General features: G+C 43.7%; 19 protein-coding genes and 1 riboswitch. Of the genes, 1 reads left to right on the forward strand and 18 read right to left on the reverse strand.

The window, feature by feature from the left end:
* Positions 1-13: 13 nt before the first annotated feature.
* The 17 genes from PUW25_RS13305 to PUW25_RS13385 all read right to left on the reverse strand — a co-directional run bounded on the left by PUW25_RS13305 (position 14) and on the right by PUW25_RS13385 (position 22,809).
* Positions 14-2,329 (reverse strand): beta-galactosidase, encoded by a 2,316-nt coding sequence (locus PUW25_RS13305; RefSeq protein WP_047911886.1) that lies wholly within the window; start codon positions 2,327-2,329, stop codon positions 14-16.
* Positions 2,326-5,658, reverse strand: a complete 3,333-nt coding sequence (locus PUW25_RS13310; RefSeq protein WP_047912001.1) for a DUF5107 domain-containing protein — start codon at positions 5,656-5,658, stop codon at positions 2,326-2,328. Before PUW25_RS13310 ends, PUW25_RS13305 begins: the two co-directional genes overlap by 4 nt.
* Positions 5,659-5,856: 198 nt before the next feature.
* Positions 5,857-7,512: an extracellular solute-binding protein gene (locus PUW25_RS13315; RefSeq protein WP_047911887.1), complete on the reverse strand. Its 1,656-nt coding sequence runs from the start codon at positions 7,510-7,512 to the stop codon at positions 5,857-5,859.
* 51 nt (positions 7,513-7,563) lie between these two features.
* Entirely contained in the window at positions 7,564-8,433 is an 870-nt protein-coding gene (locus tag PUW25_RS13320) for a carbohydrate ABC transporter permease (RefSeq protein ID WP_047911888.1), read from the reverse strand.
* A 12-nt stretch (positions 8,434-8,445) separates the two neighbouring features.
* On the reverse strand, positions 8,446-9,384 hold the full coding sequence (locus tag PUW25_RS13325; RefSeq protein ID WP_152557736.1) for an ABC transporter permease: 939 nt from the start codon (positions 9,382-9,384) through the stop codon (positions 8,446-8,448).
* A 218-nt stretch (positions 9,385-9,602) separates the two neighbouring features.
* Entirely contained in the window at positions 9,603-11,108 is a 1,506-nt protein-coding gene (locus PUW25_RS13330) for a response regulator transcription factor (RefSeq protein ID WP_047911890.1), read from the reverse strand.
* Entirely contained in the window at positions 11,105-12,700 is a 1,596-nt protein-coding gene (locus PUW25_RS13335) for a sensor histidine kinase (protein WP_047911891.1), read from the reverse strand. The genes PUW25_RS13330 and PUW25_RS13335 overlap by 4 nt, the downstream gene beginning before the upstream one ends.
* Positions 12,701-13,146: 446 nt before the next feature.
* Complete coding sequence (gene thpD / locus PUW25_RS13340) at positions 13,147-14,052, reverse strand: ectoine hydroxylase (protein WP_047911892.1); 906 nt, start codon at positions 14,050-14,052, stop codon at positions 13,147-13,149.
* 28 nt (positions 14,053-14,080) lie between these two features.
* On the reverse strand, positions 14,081-14,458 hold the full coding sequence (locus PUW25_RS13345) for an ectoine synthase (RefSeq protein WP_047911893.1): 378 nt from the start codon (positions 14,456-14,458) through the stop codon (positions 14,081-14,083).
* The gene (gene ectB, locus PUW25_RS13350; RefSeq protein ID WP_047911894.1) at positions 14,455-15,747 is read right to left on the reverse strand and encodes a diaminobutyrate--2-oxoglutarate transaminase; all 1,293 of its coding nucleotides are present in this window, start codon (positions 15,745-15,747) and stop codon (positions 14,455-14,457) included. The genes PUW25_RS13345 and ectB overlap by 4 nt, the downstream gene beginning before the upstream one ends.
* 17 nt (positions 15,748-15,764) lie before the next feature.
* Complete coding sequence (gene ectA / locus PUW25_RS13355; RefSeq protein WP_047911895.1) at positions 15,765-16,277, reverse strand: diaminobutyrate acetyltransferase; 513 nt, start codon at positions 16,275-16,277, stop codon at positions 15,765-15,767.
* Positions 16,278-16,307: 30 nt separating this feature from the next.
* Complete coding sequence (gene ehuA, locus PUW25_RS13360; RefSeq protein ID WP_081872477.1) at positions 16,308-17,090, reverse strand: ectoine/hydroxyectoine ABC transporter ATP-binding protein EhuA; 783 nt, start codon at positions 17,088-17,090, stop codon at positions 16,308-16,310.
* Between the two features lie 83 nt (positions 17,091-17,173).
* Entirely contained in the window at positions 17,174-17,836 is a 663-nt protein-coding gene (gene ehuD / locus PUW25_RS13365) for an ectoine/hydroxyectoine ABC transporter permease subunit EhuD (protein ID WP_047911896.1), read from the reverse strand.
* 2 nt (positions 17,837-17,838) lie between these two features.
* Positions 17,839-18,492 (reverse strand): ectoine/hydroxyectoine ABC transporter permease subunit EhuC, encoded by a 654-nt coding sequence (ehuC, locus tag PUW25_RS13370; RefSeq protein WP_047911897.1) that lies wholly within the window; start codon positions 18,490-18,492, stop codon positions 17,839-17,841.
* A 1-nt stretch (position 18,493) separates the two neighbouring features.
* On the reverse strand, positions 18,494-19,393 hold the full coding sequence (gene ehuB / locus PUW25_RS13375) for an ectoine/hydroxyectoine ABC transporter substrate-binding protein EhuB (protein WP_052511953.1): 900 nt from the start codon (positions 19,391-19,393) through the stop codon (positions 18,494-18,496).
* 287 nt (positions 19,394-19,680) lie between these two features.
* Positions 19,681-19,824, reverse strand: a riboswitch (cyclic di-AMP (ydaO/yuaA leader).
* Between the two features lie 325 nt (positions 19,825-20,149).
* Positions 20,150-21,352, reverse strand: coding sequence for a glycoside hydrolase family 5 protein (locus PUW25_RS13380; protein WP_047911898.1), 1,203 nt, complete (start codon positions 21,350-21,352; stop codon positions 20,150-20,152).
* A 305-nt stretch (positions 21,353-21,657) separates the two neighbouring features.
* A complete protein-coding gene (locus PUW25_RS13385; protein ID WP_047911899.1) occupies positions 21,658-22,809 on the reverse strand; it encodes a Gfo/Idh/MocA family protein in 1,152 nt (383 codons plus the stop codon).
* Between the two features lie 165 nt (positions 22,810-22,974).
* Here PUW25_RS13385 and PUW25_RS13390 point away from each other — a divergent pair, with 165 nt between their 5' ends.
* Entirely contained in the window at positions 22,975-23,859 is an 885-nt protein-coding gene (locus tag PUW25_RS13390) for an AraC family transcriptional regulator (RefSeq protein WP_047911900.1), read from the forward strand.
* Between the two features lie 21 nt (positions 23,860-23,880).
* Here the strand turns inward: PUW25_RS13390 and PUW25_RS13395 are convergent, their stop codons facing one another.
* Positions 23,881-24,699 carry a pentapeptide repeat-containing protein gene (locus PUW25_RS13395; protein WP_047911901.1) on the reverse strand — a complete coding sequence of 273 codons (819 nt, stop codon included), beginning with the start codon at positions 24,697-24,699 and terminating at the stop codon, positions 23,881-23,883.
* Positions 24,700-24,702: the final 3 nt, after the last annotated feature.

The raw sequence follows: 24,702 nt of genomic DNA on the forward strand, positions 1-24,702 counted from the left end.
TGAGTTCACTTCCTTAACGATGAAATGAAAGAGTCAAGGCTGCCTCATAAATCGGAGTCGCTTCAATGAGATGGAATTCAGCGATTTCCCTTCCTTCGAACCTTTCCACAAGCGCTTGATTAACAAAGGTATGAACTGTGCCTTCTCGCAGAGGCGTTATGGACAATGTAAGAGAAGCGGATTCCAGCTCATTACGAAACTGTTTTAACCCAATAGGCCACGCCTCACCATATTGAATATGATCTGTAAGCAAATCATCCTTCAGATATGCTGCTGCTACATCACCACTGTAATCAATAGATAAGAATACGTCACCGATCTGCTCTGGCCAATCGGTATTTGTTTGTAATACGGCATGCTTGTCAGATGGATAAGTGATCTCAACCATCGGACGATAAGAAGGTACGTTCACTTCAATTAGGTCAAAGCTGCCTAGAGAGGAAGAGGTAATAGAACCAACCGTAGTTTGCAGGTCAGACGATAATGCAGGATAGACGGCAACCTGCCAATGCTCTGCTCCTTCAGAGCTGCAGACGAGACGCCCGTCTTTTACATACAATCGGCTGCTGCTGACCATAAGCCTCTCTTGATCCCATAGGTCAAGCTTATACGTCTGAAGCGCCTCTTCCCTGGAGAATACTGCGATTTTAACGGTTTCTCCATTCGGCTTCAGAACATCGATCGTATATTCCTTGCCTACGGCAGGCCTTATAATCCAAACCGATTCCTCCTCAATTACTTGTCCGCCTTCTTCAGATATGCGAACTGCTGTCTGTTTATCCAACACGAGCTCTGGCTTGATGTCATTCAGTGCCTGAAAGACAACCAGCGGCGACGCTTCGTTATCCAGCTTGGTCAGCGGCTGTACGGTAGCGGTTACAATTCGGATACCATGTATGGTCATATGAAACGGAAGGACCGCGCCCATCCCACGATTCATCGTAAGCGCGCCCTCACGAGGAAATGCAGCAACGCCTCTGCCCGTGTCGAGCTCAATACGTACATCGGAATGTTCCTTCGTCTCCACATGATCCTGAAAATTGTTCAAGAATAGAAAGCCGCTGCCATCCCTTTGGCGTACACACCAACGAATCGTTTCTGTATCTTCAGGGAGGATTTCGGATTGACCTGGGGGCAGCTCCGTTCCGAGGGGGGCAATACTCTCGCCAAAGGCATCCAGCATGAGTGCAAGTGTCCGAATACGATCGTATGATTCTCCGACTCTGCCAAATTCACCTAGTGGAGACTGATAGTCATAAGAGATTTTGGGAAGTCCGTGTTCGTTTAAATACGTATGTTTACCCTTAGGATTCGATCCCCCATGATACATATAATAGCCTAGAATATTGCTTCCGCTTGCCAGCTTCACCAGTGTCATCGCCTCCACACTGTCTGGAGACACATTCGGCCTAGCCGTGTAGCTTACCTGCATTCCCCCAGCCATCTCACAGTATGCGACTGGGTACTGGAGCGTATCGTACCCCACGGACTCCATAGGAGTCGCATGTAAATCCCGATAAATGTATTCTCCGCTCGGCGGCTGATTCGGAATCCACGGTGTATATGCATAACCAGCAAGCATCGGAAGCGTTCCGCTCTCTGGAACAGCAGCCCCGCCCCACGCTGTGGCCGTAAAGAACATCGGCTTCATACCTGCTTCCTCAGCGAGCCTGCGAAGCTCAGCAAGATGCTGATTGCCTTCTTTTCCTGCGCTCAGAAACACGCCTGTCTTATATCCCCATGCGTCTAGTGGGGCTCCGGCATGCATATATTCATTCTCCAGCTGGATCCCAATAATCGGTCCGCCATCCTGGAACAAGGTGCCTTTCACCTGCTTCGCGATTTCACGGTACAGCCTGCGCGCTAGTGCTAGATACTCAGGGTCGTTTGAGCGAACTTCAAGCGGCTTGTGAAACACCCAATCCGGTATCCCTCCATTACGCACTTCACCATGGCAAAAAGGACCAATCCGGATGATGAGCGGTAACCTGATTTTTGAACACAAGTCAATGAAATGGCGTAAATCACGCTCTCCTCCCCATTCGAAGACACCTTCCTCCTCTTCGTGGTGGTTCCAGAACACATAGGTCGCGACGATGTTTATGCCGCCTGCCTTCATCTTAAGCAGTTCCTCCTCCCAGTGAAGAGAGGAGAAACGTGAGAAATGAAATTCTCCCACAACAGGTATAGCCGGTCGCCCGTCTTTTGTCATATAGTAATTCGTAAAACCAAAACTCTCACCCTTAGGATTAATTCCCTTGCAATCTCCCAACCTGCCCGAATGAATGGGCTTCGCTTCCGATTTAAGCTTGAGTGTAAGCAGTTTCATATATTTACCTCCCCATGGAACAATACTCCTTGATGGTTGGGATCCAGCTCCAGCACCTTCCGGAAATCCTCGGCTGCTTCTGGTACCCTATTCAATCCTAGTAAGCCTAATGCTCTCATATATCGGCAATGAATAACATTGCGCCGGTTCAGATCATCATCAAAGACTAGAAAGTCAGGCAGCGAAACGGCAAAATAATCGATCTTCACATCATCAAACAAATGCTTCTCTGCATAATTGATCAGCTTATGGAAACGTCGTGCAGCCTCTTTAACATTTCCGAGCTTATTCCACGCTAGTCCTTGATAATAAATCATTTCTGGCGGCTGATCATTATAGTACATCGCACTCGCAGGCTCATCAAGACCGTAAGCTGCAGCAGCAAAGGCTTCTTCCGCTTCTTTAGTTAAGCCTAGGGATTCATAGGCACAGCCTAGGTAATAATAAATGTGGTTTTCTTGAGCACCTGCTAATTTGCCCTCTCCCAGATTAAGAGGATAGACGGTTGCCTCTCTCAGACTCTCTACTGCTTTCACATATTGTCCGACGGCGATTGCCAGTTTGGCCAGTTCCACCTTTGCTAGTACATATTGCCCGGTAACTTTGCCTTCACCGCCTTCCCATGGATGGAAGATTCGATCCTCGATCAGTCTTAGTGCATCCTCATGCCGTTTAAGCGTATTGTGCAGTGTTACAAATTCCAAATACAAGTCGTCCCTCTGAACGATGAGTTCTGTATTCGCGTTCATTAATTCCAGTCTAAGATCTGGCGGAGTGTTCAGCTTCTTGTGCAGCTGGTCGAGCTCGTAGAATACGCGGGCATCGCCGGAATTACAAGCAAATGCGTTATTCAACGAATTGAGAGCCTCGTCTGGTTTATTCAGCTTATTGTAGTAAGCAAGGGCCAAATTCCGATGCACAACAGAATAACTGTCATCCAGCTCACGAGAAGTCTCCCAGCACAATATCGCTTCCTTATGACGTTTTTTATCATATAAAAGATTTCCCAAGTAATAGTGTGCTTTGGCATCATTTGGACTGACTTTGACAGCAAAATTCAGAACATCGAGCTCGAACAGACGGTTAGGGAAGCAATAATCCGGAGAAGCAGCTGCCGCTGAAGACAAAGCCAGGTTCATTTCCTCCTCCATTGCAAGCTCCCCATATAAGTAAGCTTTAGTATAATGGATCATAGGATCCATGGCTGCCTTTTCTGGTGCATCGTTTACGATTATAGCTGCTTCTGTGTACATCCCCGCCGCCGCGTAATCTGATGCCAGTGCTAAATAATTGCGGGCTTCGTCCCGCATCAGCTTATGGAGCTCTTCCTTGACTGCTGCTGCCTCTGCTTCTCGGCCTAGTGCTTCTAATGACAAGGATTTCTCAAAGTACGCGCCAAACTCAGCTATACCAATAGCGATGGTGCTGTCTAACCAAGCTATTGCAGATTCCAATCGTCCCAGCTTACGGAGCAGAATAGATTTCAAATTCCTTGCTTTAAAATGATGTGCATTACGTACAAGTGCACGCTCTACCAGTTCCAATGCGTCAACGTATTCCCCTGCCTCGGATGCGATCTGAGCGAGTGAAAAATAGCCTGCGTCCTGCCATGCGGAAGACCATACCGATTTATAAAATGCAGCATATGCCTCCTGCTTACGGCCTTGAGCTTGGAGAGATAAGCCAAGCATATAATATGCTTCACAATCGTATGGATTGGGATTTAACCAGGTCAATGATAATACTGCCTTTCGGAAATGCTGTTCACTCTTCTCGTACTCGCCTCTGCGAAGTAACAAGGTACCGTAAGCGACATTTATCCGAATATCATTTTTGTCTCGCTTCAAACCCTCCAAATAATAAGCTTCAGGTTCAAATGTTGCATGCCTATACTGCTCTAGATGAAGGCCTGCCAAGTACAGCTGCTCATTGGTTTTCAGCTCTTCTGGCTCTGGAAGCGCTCGTGCAGCATCAGGGATTTGCTCGATCTCGGGCTTATGCGGCTGGTAACTCACGAGCCTACGGCCCGTGCCATCCATAACGGAAGCAACTAGCTCATATTCTTTAACTTCTGGAGGAATTGGCACTTCCTTCATAAATGTAACGGCTGGTGACAAATCGACTGTCTCTTGCAAAAACGTCCCTTTGCTGCTCCTTAACTCAATCCTTGCCCCTTTCTGTTCCGAAGTGACATACACCTGTATCGTTGCGACTCCGCTATTGCGATCGGTTTCTAAGTTGAGTGCCGCATTTATGGAAGCGTTCTTAACTACCCCTATATCTTTATAAGGCATAAAATATTGTGTGAACGACTTTTCCTCATATGGCGCAAGCCAAGTAAAGTCTGGCTGGTTATCTGTGAATACGTCGGTCATTAGCTCGATATAAGGTCCGTCCTCATCCGTCAGGTTACGGTCCCATGCTTGCCCGAATTCACCGTTGCCCCATGTCCACTGCTTCTTACCCGGTGATATATGATGATTAGCCACGTGCAGAAGACCTGCCCTTAATTGATGGTCATAACCCCCAACGAAATCGTAATCTGATTTGTATGCCATATAAGAGGTCGGCACCGGAATGTTCTTGTAGCGTGAAATGTCCACACCTTCTGAATAATCCATCTTGTAATATGTGCCCATTGCAATCGGAAAACGAGATACATCTCTCTTTCCATGGTCAAACACCGCGTTAACATCCGGAGGAAACACCGACTGTGTATGCTCATTCACCGCTACTGCCGGATTGGCCCACCATAGAAAGGTTTGCGGAAGACTCGTTCGATTATACAAGTTAGCTTTGATTTCAATGTAGGCTTTATCTGGATGCAGTGTAAATCCGGTGGTAACCTTCGTTCCATACATTCGATCGATTTCACTTACCCACGCGGTCGCACTTCCACTCTCGCACTCCTCCAGCTTCCATTCTACGGGTCCGAACGTGTTCGGACGGTGATGCTGCGGCCAGTTGAATTCAATTCCACCCGAGATCCACGGACCTGCTAATCCTACCAGTGCCGGCTTGATCACCTGATTATGATAGACGAAATCGTAATTGTTCGTTTTGTCCACGGCACGGTATATTCGTCCGCCAAGCTCTGGCATCACCTCAACTCGCAGATACTCATTTTCTAGGATGATCATCCGGTACTCCTGAATTTTCTTCTGATTTTCGATCTTATCGATGACAGGATACGGATACACGCGGCCGGAGCTGCCCTGATATACTCTTTTTTCTAAAAACATCGGATTCTTATCCGGTTTACCCACTCCATATGTAGGAATTTGCACGATTGTTTCCCGTACGGACGCCTTTAATACTTTCGTACTCAACTCAATCACTCCTTTGATCCTTCTTAAGCTGCTTACATGTCTTAGCTCAAGATTACAAGGTTCATAGCCAGCAGACAATTGATAATCCTCTGTATTTAATGGACTATATTCTTATAATTCTTCATACGTTTCACTAGCCAGCTAACAAATGAAACCGCCAAGGGAATTCCCTGGCGGCTATTATTCGTTCCTTCTATATTATTCAGCTTTTAATTCATTCTGCTGTTGTTGATAAATTTCATAGAAATCACTCCAGATCAATACATTATCCTTCTCCTTATCCCACCACTCCTGATACCAGCTTATAATCTCGGAGCCTCCACCGCTCTCCCATTGTTTCTGCGCGTCAATTGCTGCTTGTTCCACAGTATAATTACTACCACCAATAATGGCTCTTGTATAAATATCATGTACCGCTGTTTGTACGTTACTGAACTTAAGCTGCAGTTCCTTAGGCAACTGAGGCATATGCTCGGAATGAGTCAAGCCTTCACCCACCGGGAGCTCGTTCATATAGGCATCAATGGATTCTTGGAATAGACGATGTGCTTCTTTCTGTGCAGGAACTTCTTCATCGAATTGATTTTCGACGTAACCATATTTGCCCTCTTCTAAACGACTGTATAGCATTGTAAAGTCACTTGCCCAGCTCACTTCGTTCTTGTATTTATCCTGGTCAAGAATGACCGGTTTTCCGTCTTCCTCCAATTGATAATGCTCTCCTTCGATACCATATCGGAACGTGCGTCCAATCTCCGGTTTGACCAAGTAGTCAATGTACTTGATAATAGCTTCCGGCTCCTTGGCACGAGCATTAACAACAGCGGTCATTTGTACTGGATTATTCCAGACGGTATTAAATTGTCCTTCAGAAGTTATGGGAAGCGGCATGACTTTCAGTCTAGAATCCGGTACATTCTTCATTAGCGTGTCCAGCTCACGAGAAGCAAAGCTTATATAATCGCTTGTCATGAATGCGTAAATTCCAATTTTGCCATTTAGAAAGTCCTGTTTGGATTTGGATCCGTCCTTATCGCTCAAAAAGTCTTTGTCGACGGCACCGGCTTCAAACAATGCACGTTTAAATTCCGCTTCTTTCTTCAAGCGCTCTGGGCCTACCTGAATCCCGCCGTTGTCATCTAAATTAACCCAGTTCGCATTAAATATATATCGGAACAGTCCGGCATTGTCTCCAAATTCAAATCCACCTACTCCGTAGGTATCATCCACACCATTTCCGTCCGGATCTTGCTCTGTGAACGCTTTAGCTACGGACAGGAATTCTTCCTCTGTCTTAGGGATTTCCAGGCCCAAATTCTCGAGCCAATCCTCTCGAATAAACAGGCTGACTAGTGGATACACCTCATTCATGCGACCCACTTCGTACAGTTTTCCATCCGATTTGATACCTGCTTGCTTCAACTGAGGGTATTTCTCCATTAACGCTTTGTATTCTACACTATGTTGTTCGATGAGATCATCGAGTGGCATGAGCTGCTTCTGGTCAAACAACTGATTTCGAATACTGGTGCCAAACTCAAATATTAGATCAGGTGCACTGCCTGAAGCCAGCAGCACATTTAACTTCGACTGAGACTCCCAGCGAGGGATTGCAACAAACTTAACATTGGCAGGACCGTTTTCATTGATCCACTTCGTCCACATATTATCTTCGATTGTACCCATCCCATTCGGTACAGCCCCTCGATCATAAATGGTAGAAGAAATGCTGGCTTTATTCGTATTTTCATTCCCCTCAGCTGTGCCATCCTTGCTGTTCGAACATCCAGCTAGCATACCCCCAACCAGGCTGGAAATGAGCAAAAGTTTAGGCAGTTTATACAATTTGTTCATGGTGATACCCCTCTTTCCTGTAAAATGTGAATATGGATAACGTTCGGCTTGCTAACCTTTTATTGAGCCGAGCATAACACCCTTTACAAAATACTTTTGAAGCAGTGGATAGACAGCTAGTATGGGCACAATCATTACAATGACGGCGGCAGAACGTATGCCCTCAGGTGTCATGCTGGTCATCATTGTCGGATCGGCGAAATCCTGAATCATGGTCGTAGATTTGATCATATTCTGAACCAATACCGTCATGTTGTATTTGTCTGTATCATTGATATAGATCATGACACTCATGAAAGAATTCCAATATCCAACTCCATAGAACAGGGCTAAAGTGGCCAGCATAGGCTTTGTTAGAGGCAGGACAATTCGCCATAAGATTCCTGTCTCACTGCAGCCATCCATCTTAGCAGCTTCATCTACTTCCCCTGGCAGCTGCTCGAATGCAGATCGCATTAGCAGCATATTATAGGTACTCACCAAGCCAGGCAGCCACAATGACCAATAGCTGTTTACGAGACCTAGATTTTGCACTACGAGATAGGTTGGAATAAGCCCCCCGTTAAAAATCATTGTAAAGACCATGGCCATTGTGAAAAATCGGCGGCTGTAGAATTGTCGTCTGGACAAGGGATAAGCCGCCAAGATTGTAACCAGCATACTTAACGCTGTCCCAATCAATGTAATTTGCACGCTATTCCAGAAGGATTGAAGAATTGGAGTACCTGCAAATAAACTACTAAAGGAAGAGAAACTGAAATCTATCGGCCATAATGTCACCCTGCCGCTTGCAACCGCATCGGCTCCACTAAGGGATAAGGCCACCACGTTAAGAAGTGGAACGATGCAGCTTATTGCTATAAGTGAAAGTAATACATAATTGAAGAAGTAAAATATTTTTTCTCCCTTGCTATCCCGCATTTACTTTCCTCCTTACCAAAGAGCTTGATCAAATTTGCGTGCGATATAGTTGGCTGTAAATACCAGGATAAATGCAACGAATGACTCGAATAATCCCATTGCCGTTGTTAAACTGAACTGTGCACCCTGTAAACCGACCCGATATATGTAAGTACTTATTACATCTGCAATCTGATTTACATTTGAATTCTGAAGCATGAATACCTGATCAAAGCCTACTTCCATCACCCTGCCCATCGATAGGATAAGTAACAATATAATCGTTGGACGAATGCCGGGCAGGGTAATATGCCAGATCTGTCTTAACTTTCCTGCGCCATCCATTCCCGCTGCTTCATATAAGTTTGGATTAATTGTAGATAACGCAGCCAAAAAGATAATGGCATTAAAGCCCATATCCTTCCATATTCCTGATCCGACAAAAATAGCAACCCACGAGAATTTCTCATACATGAATGGGTAAGCTTCACCGGTGAACTGCTCAACAATTCGATTAACCAGACCATTCTCCATGGCAAAGGCCGTCGACACCAGCATGGCAATGATTACCCATGATAAGAAATGCGGCATATAAACAATAGTCTGGACCGTTCGCTTAAAGAACATATTGCGTACTTCATTAAGCATAATGGCCAAAAGGATCGGAATAGGAAAGCCTACAATGAGGCTTAGCAAGCTTAGTAACAAAGTGTTCCGGATGATCTCTAAAGTTCGGGGATCCTGAAACAATAGCTCAAAATATTGAAATCCAACCCAAGGGCTGTTTATGATTCCGTCATAAAAGTTATAGTCTTTGAACGCAATAACTAGGCCGCCGATCGGCGCGTAACGGAATATAAGATAAAACAAGATAACAGGTATAAACATAATTAACAGAGGTATGTTTGTTTTAAAGCGTTTCCATTTTGGGCCGCTCCATTTACTCTTCACTTTAGGGCCTTCGGGGTACATGGCTGAACTCGTGTTCCTAATCTCCATCGGATACTCCTCTCTTTCAAGTTTTTCGTTTATTGCTTATGCCTTAATTTTACAAATTGCATATAGCCAAAACATTTAAAATCTTACGAATTATTATTGAAATTCTACACACTAAGCGTAACTCTCGCACAAAAAACAGCCGACTGAATGAATTCTTAATTCAGCCGGCTCCAAGAATAGTTGCCACAACTTTAATCTTCATATTGCCTTCTATAAGAACGAGGAGATACACCTGTTAACTGCTTAAACACGACTGTAAAATAACTTGAATTATCAAATCCGACTCGCTCGGCAATTTCCGTCATCTTCAGTCGTGTATACTGTAACAATCCTTTAGCTTCTTCAATTCGCAGCTGGCTGACGTAGTTGGTAAGCCCAATTCCGGTTTCTCTTTTGAACAGATTACTCAGATAATTAGGTGTTACATGGACATACGCAGCAACCGCCTGAAGAGAACAGTCACTATAATATTGGTTCTTGATATATTGCTTGGCTTGATACACGATATCATCCTGTTGACTGTTTAACCATTGTTTAAAAATACTCAGAAAGTCTGCACCTTTTTCTCTGGCCCATTGCAAGATCTCCTGCACAGTCCGAAATTCAAGGATTTGAGCAGGATTAAAGTCTTCTCCTGTTACTTCCGCTCTAATATGCTTGAAATCTGACAGCAAAATACTGGACAGTACTGACACCAGTGTGTACATCCTCATTTTACAAATCTGCAGTTCAGATGTTACTGTTCGTTCCACGTACTCCATAATTCTCTGCTCGACTGCCGACAGATCACTAGTAATCAGTAAAGACAGAATTTCTTCCTTAAGCATAGTGAAGCTATCCATTGCTGCTGAATCTTCTAATACACCTTCACCTTGTAGATTGAAGGAAGTTGTGAATTGGGTTGCTAAATCATCAAACCCATCTAATATTCCGAGCTTCAGCCAGCTTATCTCCAATCCCATAAAATGACGCACGGCCTCAAAGACAGCTTCGCTGTAAGTTTCCACTGCAGGCTCATGCTTGAATAAGAACGCAAACGTTTCCTTGCGCAGCGGCAAATAAATCCCTTCGACAGCGTGTCTCTGCTGCAGCTCCTGTATAATATTTGTTATAGCATAATAGAGAAGATCAATATCATCCGGATTATAATTTCTACCGGGCAGATCATAGCTGTCAATGTGAAGGATGTAGAACGACGCTCCCTTCCAATGCTGCATCCACTCCTCCCTAACTCCCCTCTCACAAGGAAAGCCGAACAAAGCTGAGCGGAACAGCTCGATCTGCCTTTGCTGTTTCATAAGTCTTATATTCAGCTGCTTTAATCGGAGCTCCTCATAAGCTTGACGTAGCACCCGGTATGCTTCATCCAACGAGAACGGCTTTAATAGGAATTCCACCGCTCCATAACGGAGTGCACGCTGCGCATATTCAAAATCACGATAACCTGTTAAAATGATCACTTTAATATCCGGATGCATATGAGACAGCCACTCCATGAACTGTAGTCCATCCATCACCGGCATATTAATATCCGTTATGATTAGATCCGGCTTGTTTAATTCCACCGACAGCATTGCCTCTTCCCCATCTGATGCTTCTCCGACCACTTCCCAGCCTAGTTGATTACTTGATATCAATTGCACAAGCCCTTCACGAAACCAAATTTCGTCGTCTACGACAAGCAATTTACCAATCAACGATCCTCACGCTCCAATCGCAAATAGGGCAATTTTATACGCACCAAAGTTCCTTGCCCAATTACGGATTCGAAATCAACTCCATATGGGGGACCAAACTCTAGTTCAACCCGCCTGATAATACTTCCCGTTCCAATGCGATTACGTTTGTCCGTCGGCGGAGCCGATGCGGCCATCATTATTCCGTCAATCATCTCCTGTGACATTCCACAGCCGTTATCACGAATCTCGATCACAAGAGACGGATCTGCAGCATCAGAATGAGACTGAATATATCCTGATATCACTAATCGGCGATCTGTCTTTTTGTCGCGAAAAGCATGAATGAAAGCATTCTCCACAATGGGCTGGATGAGGAGCCTGAACACGCGGCATTCCATAATTTCTTCTGGCATATTCATATCAACTGTGAGTGAATCAGGATAACGTTCTTTCTGTATTTCCACATAATTGTGAATCTGACGGATCTCATCCCGAAGTGTGGTCATTTGCTGAACAGGTTCCAGCGAATATTGCAGCATTTCTGATAGGTTGTTAATGAGACGAGCAGACCTCTCATCTCCAAGCATATAGAATTTCCAGAAGAACATCCCTAATGTATTGTATAAAAAATGAGGATTGAGCTGCGCTTGAATCGCCTTCAATTCAGCCTCTTTCTCATTAATTCTGCGTTCGTACATTTCATAAATTAGATTCTCGATTTGGCTGGTCATGTTGTTGAAGCTCTCTCCCAAGTAGCCCAGCTCATCCTTACTCTGAATTGGAACACGGGCATCGAACTTACCTGCTCTTACATGTCTCATTCCTCTCACAAGGTTACCGAGTGGACGCAGTAGAATACGACTGATGACAATGACGATGATACTGAGGCTTACAAAGCTCGCAAGTGCAGAAACTACAGCTACTTGCAGTATCACCTTGCTTTCACTTTGAATTTGCGCAAGAGAAACCTTGCTTACAAGCGTAAACCCGACTCGTTCAGATTGTTGTCTAGTATACATATAGGAAGTGCCATTCTCTTTACGGACGATACTTCCTAGTGACGGAAATTCCCCGAGTTTCGGTTCCTCTGCATAGGTTCTGTCATTTAACAAGTATAGAAGCCGACCTTCCTGATCAAATAGATAAGCTTCTGCATCCTCATGAACACGTAGATCCTTCATATGCGACTCAAACAACGAATTGTTAAATAAAATGAGCATGGTTCCATAGGTATCCAGATCAATGGTGCGCATCAGCCGGCCGGCTACCACCATATTTGCCGTGTTTAATTGATGAAAATCGTTTTCTTCTGCTCTGCTCCAGACATACTCCCCACCCGTTGGAATTAGCCTTGTCAGTGTTTCGTTCAGATAAGAACTGTTGAAATTGTTGAATCTGCCTGAGAATGAACCTAGATTGAGAATGTTCCCCTTAAGATCGTAGATTCGAATCCCCATGATCTCTGGCGCATCCAGTCTTACTTGATAGATTTCCTTGTCCAATAATTGTTCGAGTTTTAACCGCTCGTAGGAGCTGGATTGCTCGTTCAGCTTCATGACTTCCTGACTGACCGACGGATTTAAGGTGATGTAATCCGTTATCCGATACATCTCGTTGACTCTTGAATCCAGTTGAGCGAGAATTTGCTCTGTTGTCATATAATACTGACGACTGATTTCTTCGTTAAACAACGACAAATGAATGCGATAAGTAATTATGCCTGTGATGAGTGATATAAGGATATTGGCAACGGATATTGCAATAATTAATTTCGTGCTAAATTTATAATTTCTTCCTAACGACCTCCATCCTTTCCTAATCTTTAATCCCCTCCATTTTTTCAGTTATACAACCATATGTAACCGCTATCACTTTTATATTGAATGATTCATGAATTGGAAGTCAACTAACTTGCTAATCAGATTTAATGAAAAATGGAGCCGTTGCCGTAAGGCCAACCGCTCCATTATTATTGAAAAGTCTATGATATGAATATGATCTTACCACGAATAGATATACCTGATTCCTCGCCCGAAATCCTGTCTACCTATATAATTTAGATAGATTGACGAGCAGCAATATATTCTGGTCTTGGATCCTGTCCTGAATACGGTTCTACGACCTTATTTTCAACACTATTATATACCATGAAAATATTACTTCGCGGGTAAGGCGTTATATTGCTGTTCGATCCGTGCATAATGTTACAATCGAACAAGAGTATAGAGCCAGCTTTACCTACAGGTGTATCTATCCCGTTTTTCTTAACCATTTGGCTCAAGCTATCTGGATCAGGAACACCATATTCTTGTTTTCTTAACGAATCTTTAAAATGATTTTCAGGAGTACGGCCGATACATGCCACAAATTGTTTGTGAGAACCGGGAACCACCATAAGCGGTCCATTGAAATGATAATTATCTTCCAACGCAAAGGAGCAGCTTAATGCTCTCATACGCGGCATTCCATCCTCCACATGCCAGGTTTCAAAGTCGGAATGCCAATAGAATTCTTTCCCTGTAAAACCAGGCTTGTAATTGATACGAGATTGATGTATATAGGTCTTGCTTCCGAGTAAATAGTCTGTGATCGCAACTATTCTAGCATGCTTTGAGAGATTCACGAATACCGAATTGCTGTTATGAACGGCAAATACAGACCGTACCTCGTCACCACCTGGCTCACGAATAATTCTGTCATCCTGGATATTGCTCACTTGTTCTTTCAAATTTCTGGCTTCAGTCTGATAATGCTGTAATTCATCTTCATCGAAAAAGTTCTCTATAAACAAATAGCCATTGCGCTCATAGAAGTCTGACTGTTCCTTGGAAATAGGAGCTTGGGTGGACCATTCCGAATAGAGGACTGGATCCTTTCTGTTCAAAATTTTTGGCTCCAAGTGGATTCTAGAAGGATAAAGGTCTTTTTGTTCTTCATGTAAGGCAGATAATTTTTTGTTCATGACAATAACATCTCCTTCGAATGAATTTTTAAAGCAGGGGATACGTTCCTTCTTCGTCATGCACTTCTGCTCCAGTCAGCGGAGGATTAAAGACACACACCATTCGCATATGGCTGCGAGCTCTAAGATAATGCTTTTCATGACCATCCAAAGCATACATCATGCCTGGAGAGATCCGATACGTTTCTCCTCCTATTACCTCGATCTCACCTTCACCTTCGATGCAATACACTGCTTCTACATGGTTTTTGTACCAAATTAACGTCTCTGTTCCCGCTTTGATTAGCGTATCATTCAGTGAAAATCCCATGCCATCCTTCGTCAACAGCAATCTTCTTGAATTCCAAGTTTGTGTATCAATGTCATCCTTCGAATGAATAATTTCTTCTAAATGCTTAACGATCATGTTAACCTCTCCTCTTTAGCTAATTGGTCTATACTGTTCTTAAATATCTCAAGTCCCTTTTCCAAGAATTCCAGCTCTATCGTAAGTGGAGGCATAATTTTTGCTACCTCACTGTAAGGACCTGATGTTTCCATTATCAATCCATGTTCAAATGCGATCTCTGATAATCTTCCAGCGTGTTCGGGCTTGTCAAAAACAAGCCCCTGAATCATGCCTCTGCCGCGGGACTGAACGATAAGCTCAGGGTACTGAATTGAGATACTTTCTAATGTACTGCGAATCTGATGTTCTCGAATCCCAATATCCAGCTGAAAGTCCTTCGTTTCCCAATAGTTTAGAGCTTCCGCTGCTGCGACGAATCCAAGATTATTACCTCTAAACGTTCCATTATGCTCGCCAGGCTGCCAGATATCGATCTCTGGTTTTATCAGGGTTAGCGCCATTGGAAGGCCGTATCCACCAATGGATTTTGAAAGGCAGATAATATCAGGCTCGATCCCTGCGTCATCAAAACTGAAGAATGTACCTGTTCTGCCGCATCCCATCTGTATATCATCCAGGATCAGAAGAATTCCTTTCTTTTTGCACAGCCGCTCAAGATTACGTAGCCATTCCCTACTAGCAGCATTCAGACCACCCTCTCCCTGCACGGCTTCAACGATGATTGCAGCTGGAAGTGGTATGCCGCTCCCTGGATCATCAAGCATTTTCTCCATATACCGAATTGTATCTACCCCTGAACCGAAGTAACCATCGTACGGCATAAATATGGAGTGGTTCAGATCTACTCCAGCACCTTGCCTTTTAAAGGCATTTCCTGTAACAGACAGGGAGCCGAGTGACATACCGTGAAATGCATTTGTAAAACATAGAACCGTGGATCTCTTAGTCACTTTGCGCGCAATCTTTAAGGCAGATTCAACGGCGTTGGTTCCTGTTGGACCGGGAAACATCACTTTATGATCCCATTCTCTAGGCTTCAGAATCACCTCCTTGAAACGGGTCAAGAAATGTTCCTTCGCGTCTGTTGCCATATCAAGGCTATGGGTAACTCCATCACGCATCATATAATCAATCAGCTTGTTACGAATTATTTCATTATTGTGACCGTAATTCAGGGCACCGGCCCCTGCGAAAAAATCGATATACTCGTTCCCCTGTGTATCCCACAATCTCGAATTTTTTGCCTTATCAAAGACGGTTTGGAAACTACGGCAATAACTCCTCACTTCCGATTCCATTTCATTAAACACAGTTAACTTCGGCATCTCCATGACTTGATTATCCATTGTTTCCCTCCATCTGTTTAAATGTCATTAAAAAAAGGACCTATAACAAAAAGCGGCTCATCCTCATGAATTGACTCGTTTGGAAACAGTTCTTTTCCATAGCCCACTGTGACCGTGCTAGGTATTGACTTCTCTTCGGCAAAGCTTAGAAATAACCGGCGAGAGGCCATGTTGCTCGGTGATACAGTAGCTTCAATGAATCGAACTCCTTGCATCGTCCTATGTTTAAGCAATCTAGTTAGCATAGACTTGGCAATGCCTTGTCTCCGATGAGAAGAAGCGACAGCTACCTGCCATACAAACAAGGTTTCCGGATTTCTCGGTGAGCGAAAGGCAGATATGAAACCAACTATATTTTCATCATCTTCTGCAACAATACAGGTATCTTTGAAATAATCCCCGAGCATCATGTAGCAATACGGCGAATTCAGATCAAGTGATCCCGTTCCTCGAATTAATTCCCATATCCGGCTTCCATCTTCTGCTGCCGGCTGTCGGTACGTCACTTCTTTTTGAGTGTTTACAGTCATCTTGCTCCTCCTTTCCATTAATATCAGAATTCAATTGGATTCTCCTCCAGAACGGAATCGTGCAAGAAAGCTTTGCAGACGCTCACTCTGAGGATGATCAAAAATTTCCTCCGGTGTTCCCTGTTCAACGATTACTCCTTCTGCACCGAAGATTACCCGATCAGCAATATCCTTTGCGAAATCCATTTCATGAGTGATGAGCATCATGGCCATCTCCCCTTCTTCCGCGATCTCACGAATAACCTCTAGTACTTCTCCTACAAGTTCGGGGTCGAGAGCTGAGGTAACTTCGTCAAATACCATTACTTTTGGCCGCATGACTAGTGCCCTTGCTATCGCCACTCGCTGCTTTTGGCCACCTGACAAGCTTGCAGGGTACATCTTTAACTTATCAGCAAGACCTACCTTACCAAGCATAGAAATGGCTCTTTCCTCGGCCTCCGCTTTAGATAAACCAAGCACCTTTCTTGGAGCTTCTGTTACATTGCGAAGTACGTTCATATGTGGAAACAGATTGAAATGTTGAAAAATCATACCGACATTACAGCGCATTTTGTGAAGATGCTTTTCATTCGCCCGAATGATCCGTCCTTTATCCTCCATGTGCCATAGCAGTTCGCCGTCAACCTCAATGGTTCCTTGGGTTGGCTCTTCAAGCGTCATGAGCATTCGCCCCAATGTGGTTTTACCTGAACCACTTGGTCCAATGACAGCCACTTTTTCACCAGGTCTTATTTCCAGGTCAATGCCCTTCAGCACTTCCACATCTCCGAAGGATTTGGTTACACCGCTATATTTCACGATCGGGTTCATTTCGGTATTTGTCGTACCCCCTCGTACTGTGCTTAAATCAGTACCTTTCAGAATGACTGAGCTCACACATGTAGCCTCCTTTTTTATTTTCCTCGTTGCAGATTAAGTCTTTTCTCTACTTGCTGCACCAGCAAAGACGAAACATAGCTAATGATCAAGAACAATATGCCAACAAGTGTATAAGGTTCAAATGCCCGAAACGACTCGGACACGATGTTTTTGGCTGTCAGCATCAGCTCAACTACTGTGATCGCACTCAGAATCGGTGTTTCTTTAAACATGACAATTAAGTAATTGCCCAATACCGGGATAATGGGAGGAATCGCCTGAGGTAAAATAATGGTGCGCCAGGTTTGTGCCTTTGTATAGTTCAGTGCAGTCGCTGCTTCCCATTGCCCCTTATCCACTGCTTCAATACCTGATCTGTACACTTCTGATAAATAAGTGCTGTAGTGAAGGCCAAGTCCGATTACGCCTGCATAGAACGCAGGAATGGATAAATTCGTGATCAACGGCAGGCTGTAGTATAGGAAGAAGACCTGCACCAGTAATGGTGTGTTTCTTACAAATTCAATAATTCCTTTGGTGATCAGCGAGATCGGTTTGAATTTGCTTCGAGCAGCAAAGGCGAGGAGAAGCCCCACAATTAGTGCCAGGACAAAGGCGCAAAGCGTAATCCATACCGTCATTTGGAGAGCACCAATCAGTTCCGGCAAAATTTCAACGACATAATTCCAATCCCACATGCTTACAACCTCCCCGCTGTCAGTTTACGCTCTAGCTGTCTGACTCCCATTGAAACGAGCGTAGTGATGACAAAATACATGAGGAGCAGCAGAATAAGGATCTCCGTTGTCCAGGAAATGTAATTGTTGCGTAGAACCATCGCCTGATATGTCAAATCCGCCATCGTAATGAAATATACAAGTGAAGTCGACTTGATGAGCTCCACAAGCTGATTACCGAACGGAGGGAGCATCTGCATGGAGGCTTGGGGGAGAATAACGTTCCACAACCGCAGGCCAGGCTTCATATTTAATGCTGTTGCTGCCTCCCATTGTCCTTTCGGTACCGAGAGTACAGCACTTCGAACAATCTCTGATCCGTATGCACCATAATTAAGTCCTACAGCAAGGATGGCAGCCAACATTTTTGGAAGCTCGATCCCGATGAACGGAAGTGCAAAATATAGCCAGAATAACTGAACAAGAAGTGAAGTTCCTCGAAATATCTCAACGTATATCGTAGTAAGAGTGCGAACGATCCATAGTTTAGACAAGCGGCAGAGCCCAGCCGCAAAGGCTACGATTAGAGCCAGAATTGCTGAAAAGAAAGCGACCGTTATTGTAATTTCTGCCCCTTTCAGCAGGGTTGGGAGAAAATCAAGCCATGAACTTGGCATGTTATTCTCCGCATAGGGCTGCAGCTGTCATTTCGCCTGGAAGCTCTTCTTCAGTAAATCCAAATTCCTGCAAAATTTCTAACAGCTCACCCGACTCCTTCATTTTTGTAAGCTCAGCATTGTATGCTTCTTGAAATTCCGTATCCGCCTGACGAAATGCTGTCGCTCCATACCCGCGGACACTCTCACCATCAATGACAGGCTGCTTGAAACCTTCAACACGTTCAATCTGATCATCGCTCGCGGACTCCAGCATAGCGGTAAGCGACGGACCTGTCATGGTGATCGCCTGTACTCTGTCTGCTTGCAAAGCACTAATAGCTGAGGCTTGATCGGGAACCTGAACAATACGGTCAGAAGGAACTCCCGACTCTTCCATATAACCAATTTCTACAGCTCCTGTCATAACTGCTACTTTGGCATTATCATCTGCCGCAATATCTTCATAGCTGGTTAGGTTAAGGGGATTCCCTTGTTTTACCGCGAGCGACTCCCCAATGCTGTATTCCGGATCTGCAAATAATACAGCTGAACAGCGATTAGGATTAATAAACATACCTGCCGTAATCATGTCAAAACGATCTGCTTGAAGACCCGCGATTAAAGAACCAAACTCTGTAAGCTCGCCCTTCATCTCTTTTACACCTAGTCTTTCTAGGATAACTTTTGCAATCTCGACGGCTTCGCCCGTTAGCTCTCCATTTTCGTCTTTATAGGCGTAAGGCTTCTCGTTAGCAAATCCCACCGTGATATATCCCTGATCAATCGCTTGATCAAGGGTGCTTCCTTTTTCCCCACATGCTGTCAATGACAATACCAAAACAGTTAACAATACAAGAATAACGCCCTTCTTCAAACATCCCACAACCTTTCCACGTTCTGTAATCTTGATAAATGGCATAGCAAAATTAACCTAGTATATATATGTTTTTACTAGGATATTAAACATCAAAAAGTCACGAGTCAGTATGAAAACAAGCCCCAAACAAGTCCTTTTGATTTACTTGTACTCACCTAACTGACATTTTATGAGTTTCTTTCGTTTTTTCTCATGATCCCCCCTTGTAAAATTAAAAAATGACCGCCTATCCAGGGAACAAGACATAGCTCCGCCAGCAGGGGTCAAAATGAAGAAAAAGGCCCCCTTAGAATTAAAAAGGGCCTTTTGTGATGATATGCATTATGTATACAAGACCCATCCACTGCTGACGAGGTTAGCTGACGGACTCGGGTAAGATGGTACCCTACACTCGAATTCAAGTGATTCGCCCCATTAATACTGGTTCCCCCGCTTTCCAGATTCTGTATCTGAAAACTAAGCGTGATTCCATGATAAAGGGATGTTCTGGAAATGTCAAACCGATTTTATTGATTTTTTGGAAGAAACTCCGTGTTTTTTGCAATATACAACTGTTTTTATCCCACGTTATACTATTTCAACAAATGAATACAAACCCACATTATTCCTTTGTTTGTTAGGTCATAAGCAGTATAATCAGCCATACAAGTGCAGTAACAGAATTAAATCATCAATACATAAACTATATAATTTTGTGTTGCAGTGACTCGTGACTAGGTATGTAAATGTATAAAGCCAAAAACGGCCTGTCCCCTATTACGGGAACACGCCGCTTGTACGATTAAACGCATCGCTTAATTATTGCATACCTTGCATGATGGCATTAATGATGCCTTGCTGGGTAACGGTATTATTCGAGCGGTTAAACAGAGCAAATCCATGCTGTCCGTTATGACCATTGTCCCAATAAACCGGAACCGATTTGTATTTCTTAGAGGTTGCTGCTACCGCTTTGGCAAAAGCTTGACGGTAAACGTTATTAGTAGAATCATACGCCGTTTTATCGATAGAGCCGAATTCACCAATGACAACCGGATAGCCTTGGGTTACAAACTTATCATGCATCGCTTTGATTTGCGATTCCAGATAGTCCTCTTGTCCCCAAGTGGATTTCTTAGAAGGATTCGTTGCCGTTGCACCCCACTGTGTAATATTGCCGGATTCCTCACCTGCAAAATCCCATGGAGAGTAATAGTGCGCCGAGATCATGATTCTCTTCTCCGAGCTTGGAATAGCGGAAGATCTGAAATTATCCGTCGGAAGAACGAAGCCATAATTACCTACCGTGTAATCAATGTTGGTATTCCAGCCTGGAATCAAGAGCCATCTGGCATTGTTATTGCCTCCGGTCTTGCGGACCGTATCCACAAAGATTTGATTGTAGGCGTTCAGATTTGCGTAATATGCTGCATTCGGATTGCCGTAAGTACCATCAAATACTTCGTTCATTGATTCAAAAATAAGACGCTCATTATAGCTGCTGAATTTAGTAGCAATTTGCTGCCAAACCTTTTGGTATTTTTCCTTAATGGCAGCTTGATTACTTCCATTCACCAACAGCCATCCGCCAGGTACGGAATTGTATCCATCCCCATGAATATTAATAATGACATACATGCCTTCGTTGTAAGCATAGTCAACCACCGTTTTGATTCGGTTCAACCAAGCTTCGTTGATTGTATAGTTGGGAGCGCTTCCAATATGATTAAGATACGATACAGGGATTCGAATGGTTTTGAAACCGGCAGCCTTTACCTTTTGAATCAGCTGCGGTGTAATGACTGGATTGCCCCAAGCGGTCTCATTCGGGGTGCCGTTTACTGTTGCTTCAAGCTGATTGCCTAAATTCCAACCCGCACCCATCTCAGGTACAATTTGCGAAGCTGACAAAGACCTGAAGTTAGCTGCGGATGCGCGTGTGCTCCAACCTGTAAGGACAACGGTCACTAGTAATACAAGAGCTAAGCTGAGAACGCCAAATTTCTTCATTTGTGCAAGCATAACGAATCCTCCGTTTATCATATTTTGTTTTAACAAGTGATTCATTTAACAACCTTTAATATAACTTTCAGTTGCAATATTTTCCTCCTCCCCCTAACAATTAAACAAACAAAATATAGTTGTAACACTAACAGAATAACATAATTATGGAAGCGCGTAAATATGGTATTTCGATAGTTTCTTACAAATATTTCATTCGTTCAAAGGCGTACACCACGATGCAACAAAAAAGCCGCTGAATCAGCGGCTTTACGAAAGGATCGTCAATGAAATTTATGATTCACCTCATCTATTATTGGATTTAACTATTCCAATGACGTACCTGTAGTAATCTCTTGATCAGCGAAATTATCGATATGACCACTTTTTTCATAGAAATGAATGGCATGCTGTTTGACGCCTGCTTGCGTATAGAATGAATCCCCCGCAGCCAGCGGAAGACTAACGATCTCTCCTGTACTGGCCGCTGTATAAATAGCCATGATCATTTCCAAGGTCGTACGTCCGCTAACTCCGTCAATCAATGGGGGTTCGCCTGTCTCAATAGCACGCAGGACATTATCAATTTGAGCAGCATGCCCCTCATACGGCAGATCAGGCAGACGCTCATAAGCTTGTTGCAGCTGTTCTTCGAGCTCGGCATTCTTTTCAGGGAAACCGTTCGACTTCGAAGAGGAAGCGTATATTTTCCAAGGGGCCGAAATTCGAGCATGCCTTCCTTGAAAAATAAACTGCTGCTCTTCACCATGATGCACAACCGAGCTGGTGATCTGTCCGAGTGCCCCATTCGGAAAACGAAGCATCGCAATCGATAGATCTTCCACCTCCGCATTGTCATGGGAAACATTGCTCATGAATGCTTGAACCTGACTCGGACGTCCCATCATCCAGAGCAAGGCGTCAATATGATGAACCGCATGGTTCAGCGTACATCCGCCTCCTTCCTTCTCCCAGGTACCACGCCACCAGAGATCATAGTAACAGTGACCGCGCCACCAGAAGGAATCCACTTGAGCATGCAGGATGGGTCCTGCAAGCCCGGTGTCCAGCATCTTTTTAAGCTTCATGATTGGATTGGTGAACCGGTTTTGAGCCACCACTGACAATACTTTACCGCTCTTCTGGGCGGCTTCGATCATGAGATCACATTCCTCCAGCGATGAAGCCATGGGCTTTTCCACCAGAACATGAATTCCCGCATTCAGAAAATCGATCGCTGTCCGTGCATGCTCATATGGAGGTAGACAGATGGAGACGAGATCAATTCCGTCATGAAGCAGTTCTTTGTAATCGCTGACAACTTTAGCGCCCAGTCCATACTCCTCTTTCTTTGCTTCAGCCTTGTCAGGATATATATCACATAAGGCTGCTATTTGACAGCGATCCTTAAACTGTAAAAAACCATCAATATGAGCTCTGGAAATGGCCCCAGCACCAATAATCGCAACCTTTTGCATTGCACATCCTCCCTTTACCTAACGTTGTCCTCAACCATGATCATACCTCAACAAGAGTATTCATTGTGATGCTGTAATGTGGATAAAATAACGCTATATTGCGGTTTTGTAAAAGGTTCGATATATTGGTAGCATTGAAGATACATGCTGGGAGGATGATGCAATATGCGATATGATCTTCATCATTTTAATGAAAAGAATCTGCATTTCGCGTACAGACGCAAAAGTATTAATAATGAACATAGGGAAACATTTCACTCTCATCTGGGCATCGAGCTGCTATTCATCCACGATGGGCGCGGTACGATGATCGTAAATAACCGAAGCTATGAGATTAAACCCGGCATGCTCTGTATATTTCAGCCTTATCAGCTTCATCATCTAACATTGGATTATTCAAATGATCAATGTTTTGAAAGATCCATGGCTATTTTTGAACCCAGTCTGTATGATTCCTATTTCGAAAAATGGCCTGTGCTTCACGCTTTTTTTAAACATATTTGTCAAGGTAATCTGCCCTTTCCCTGCCTGTATGACGTTGACGATCAGCAAATCCTCATTCACCAATTCAAATCCTTCCAAGAGCGTATCCCTAATATAGACGAGTCCAATCGCTCAGAGGAGGTTTCACTCTTTCTTGTCAACTTGTTCCATTTAATTCATCCCCTGTGGATTGAACGGGAAGGTAATTCGGCAATTCTTCCTGTTAAGCGCAAAAACCACCAGGTGGAAAAAATATTAAGCTGGATCGAAAAAAACTATCATACTCCTTATCGTTTGGACGACTTAGCCGCTTCCTTACACCTCTCTTCTTACCACCTTGCTCACTTATTCAAAGAAGCAGCCGGAGTCAGCATTTCTCAATACATTGCGGCTCGCAGAATACATCAGTCTGTTCAATTGTTAACAACGACAAACAAGCCGATCCTGGTCATTGCAGAGGAAATCGGCTTAATGAATGTGTCGTATTTTTGCAAATTATTTAAAGACTATATGGGTGTTACACCGCTCCAGTATCGTAAAAGATGGATTAATCATCCGTTTAATTGAAAGTAATGAATCCAACTCCGCCTAAGATTTTGCCAGCCAATGAGCAGGGAATTTCAAATAACGGGGTAATTGAGTATGTTGATTCCCCTTTGCCGAATTGACTTGTGCTTGAGTAAGGAAGATACATCCCGTTAGATTTGCACCAGACAAATCAGCGTTTCTTAGGTCTGCCCCAATAAAATCCACTTTTCTTAAGTCAGCTTTTCTCAGATCAGATGCAATTAATAAGGCCCCTCGTAGATTTGCACCTCTGAAGTCAATACCTTTCAAATTTGCACCTAAATAATCCAGTCCTCTGCGTACTTTACTTTTTTTATTGCTTTGAATGAAATCTTTTCGAACCCATTCACTTGTTTTCAATAATAAATCATTCACGATTGCCCTATGATTTGCTACATCTAAATTCAATATATCGCTAGGGTTAAGTCTCGTTAGGGATAAAGTTTGCTCATAAACGCTGTGTAACTCATCATGTATGGTGTGAGTGTCTTCTAAATCCAAGGCTTGATGTAAGTAATACAGCATTTCATGTAATTGTTGAACAATAGGAAACACGGCAAACATTTCATTCGATAACGCTGGATTGGATTTCCAATCTCTGCCTTTGTAAATTTCTTGCGAAACATGTTGTCCTGCTCCAAAGCATTCATAGGAAACACATCCATGAAAGCCCTTATCTCTCAGATGCTCATGTATGCTGCAGCGATGATCTGAATACAAGTTACGACAAGGGACTCCCCCTTCTTTATCAAAAGAAAAATCGGCTGATTTGGCATAGGGTAAGGCTACACAGCATATTCCAAAGCAATTCTCACAATCTGATTGTAATCTGGTATTCAAATA

Origin of the sequence: Paenibacillus urinalis, assembly GCF_028747985.1 — a bacterium.
Lineage (GTDB): Bacteria > Bacillota > Bacilli > Paenibacillales > Paenibacillaceae > Paenibacillus > Paenibacillus urinalis.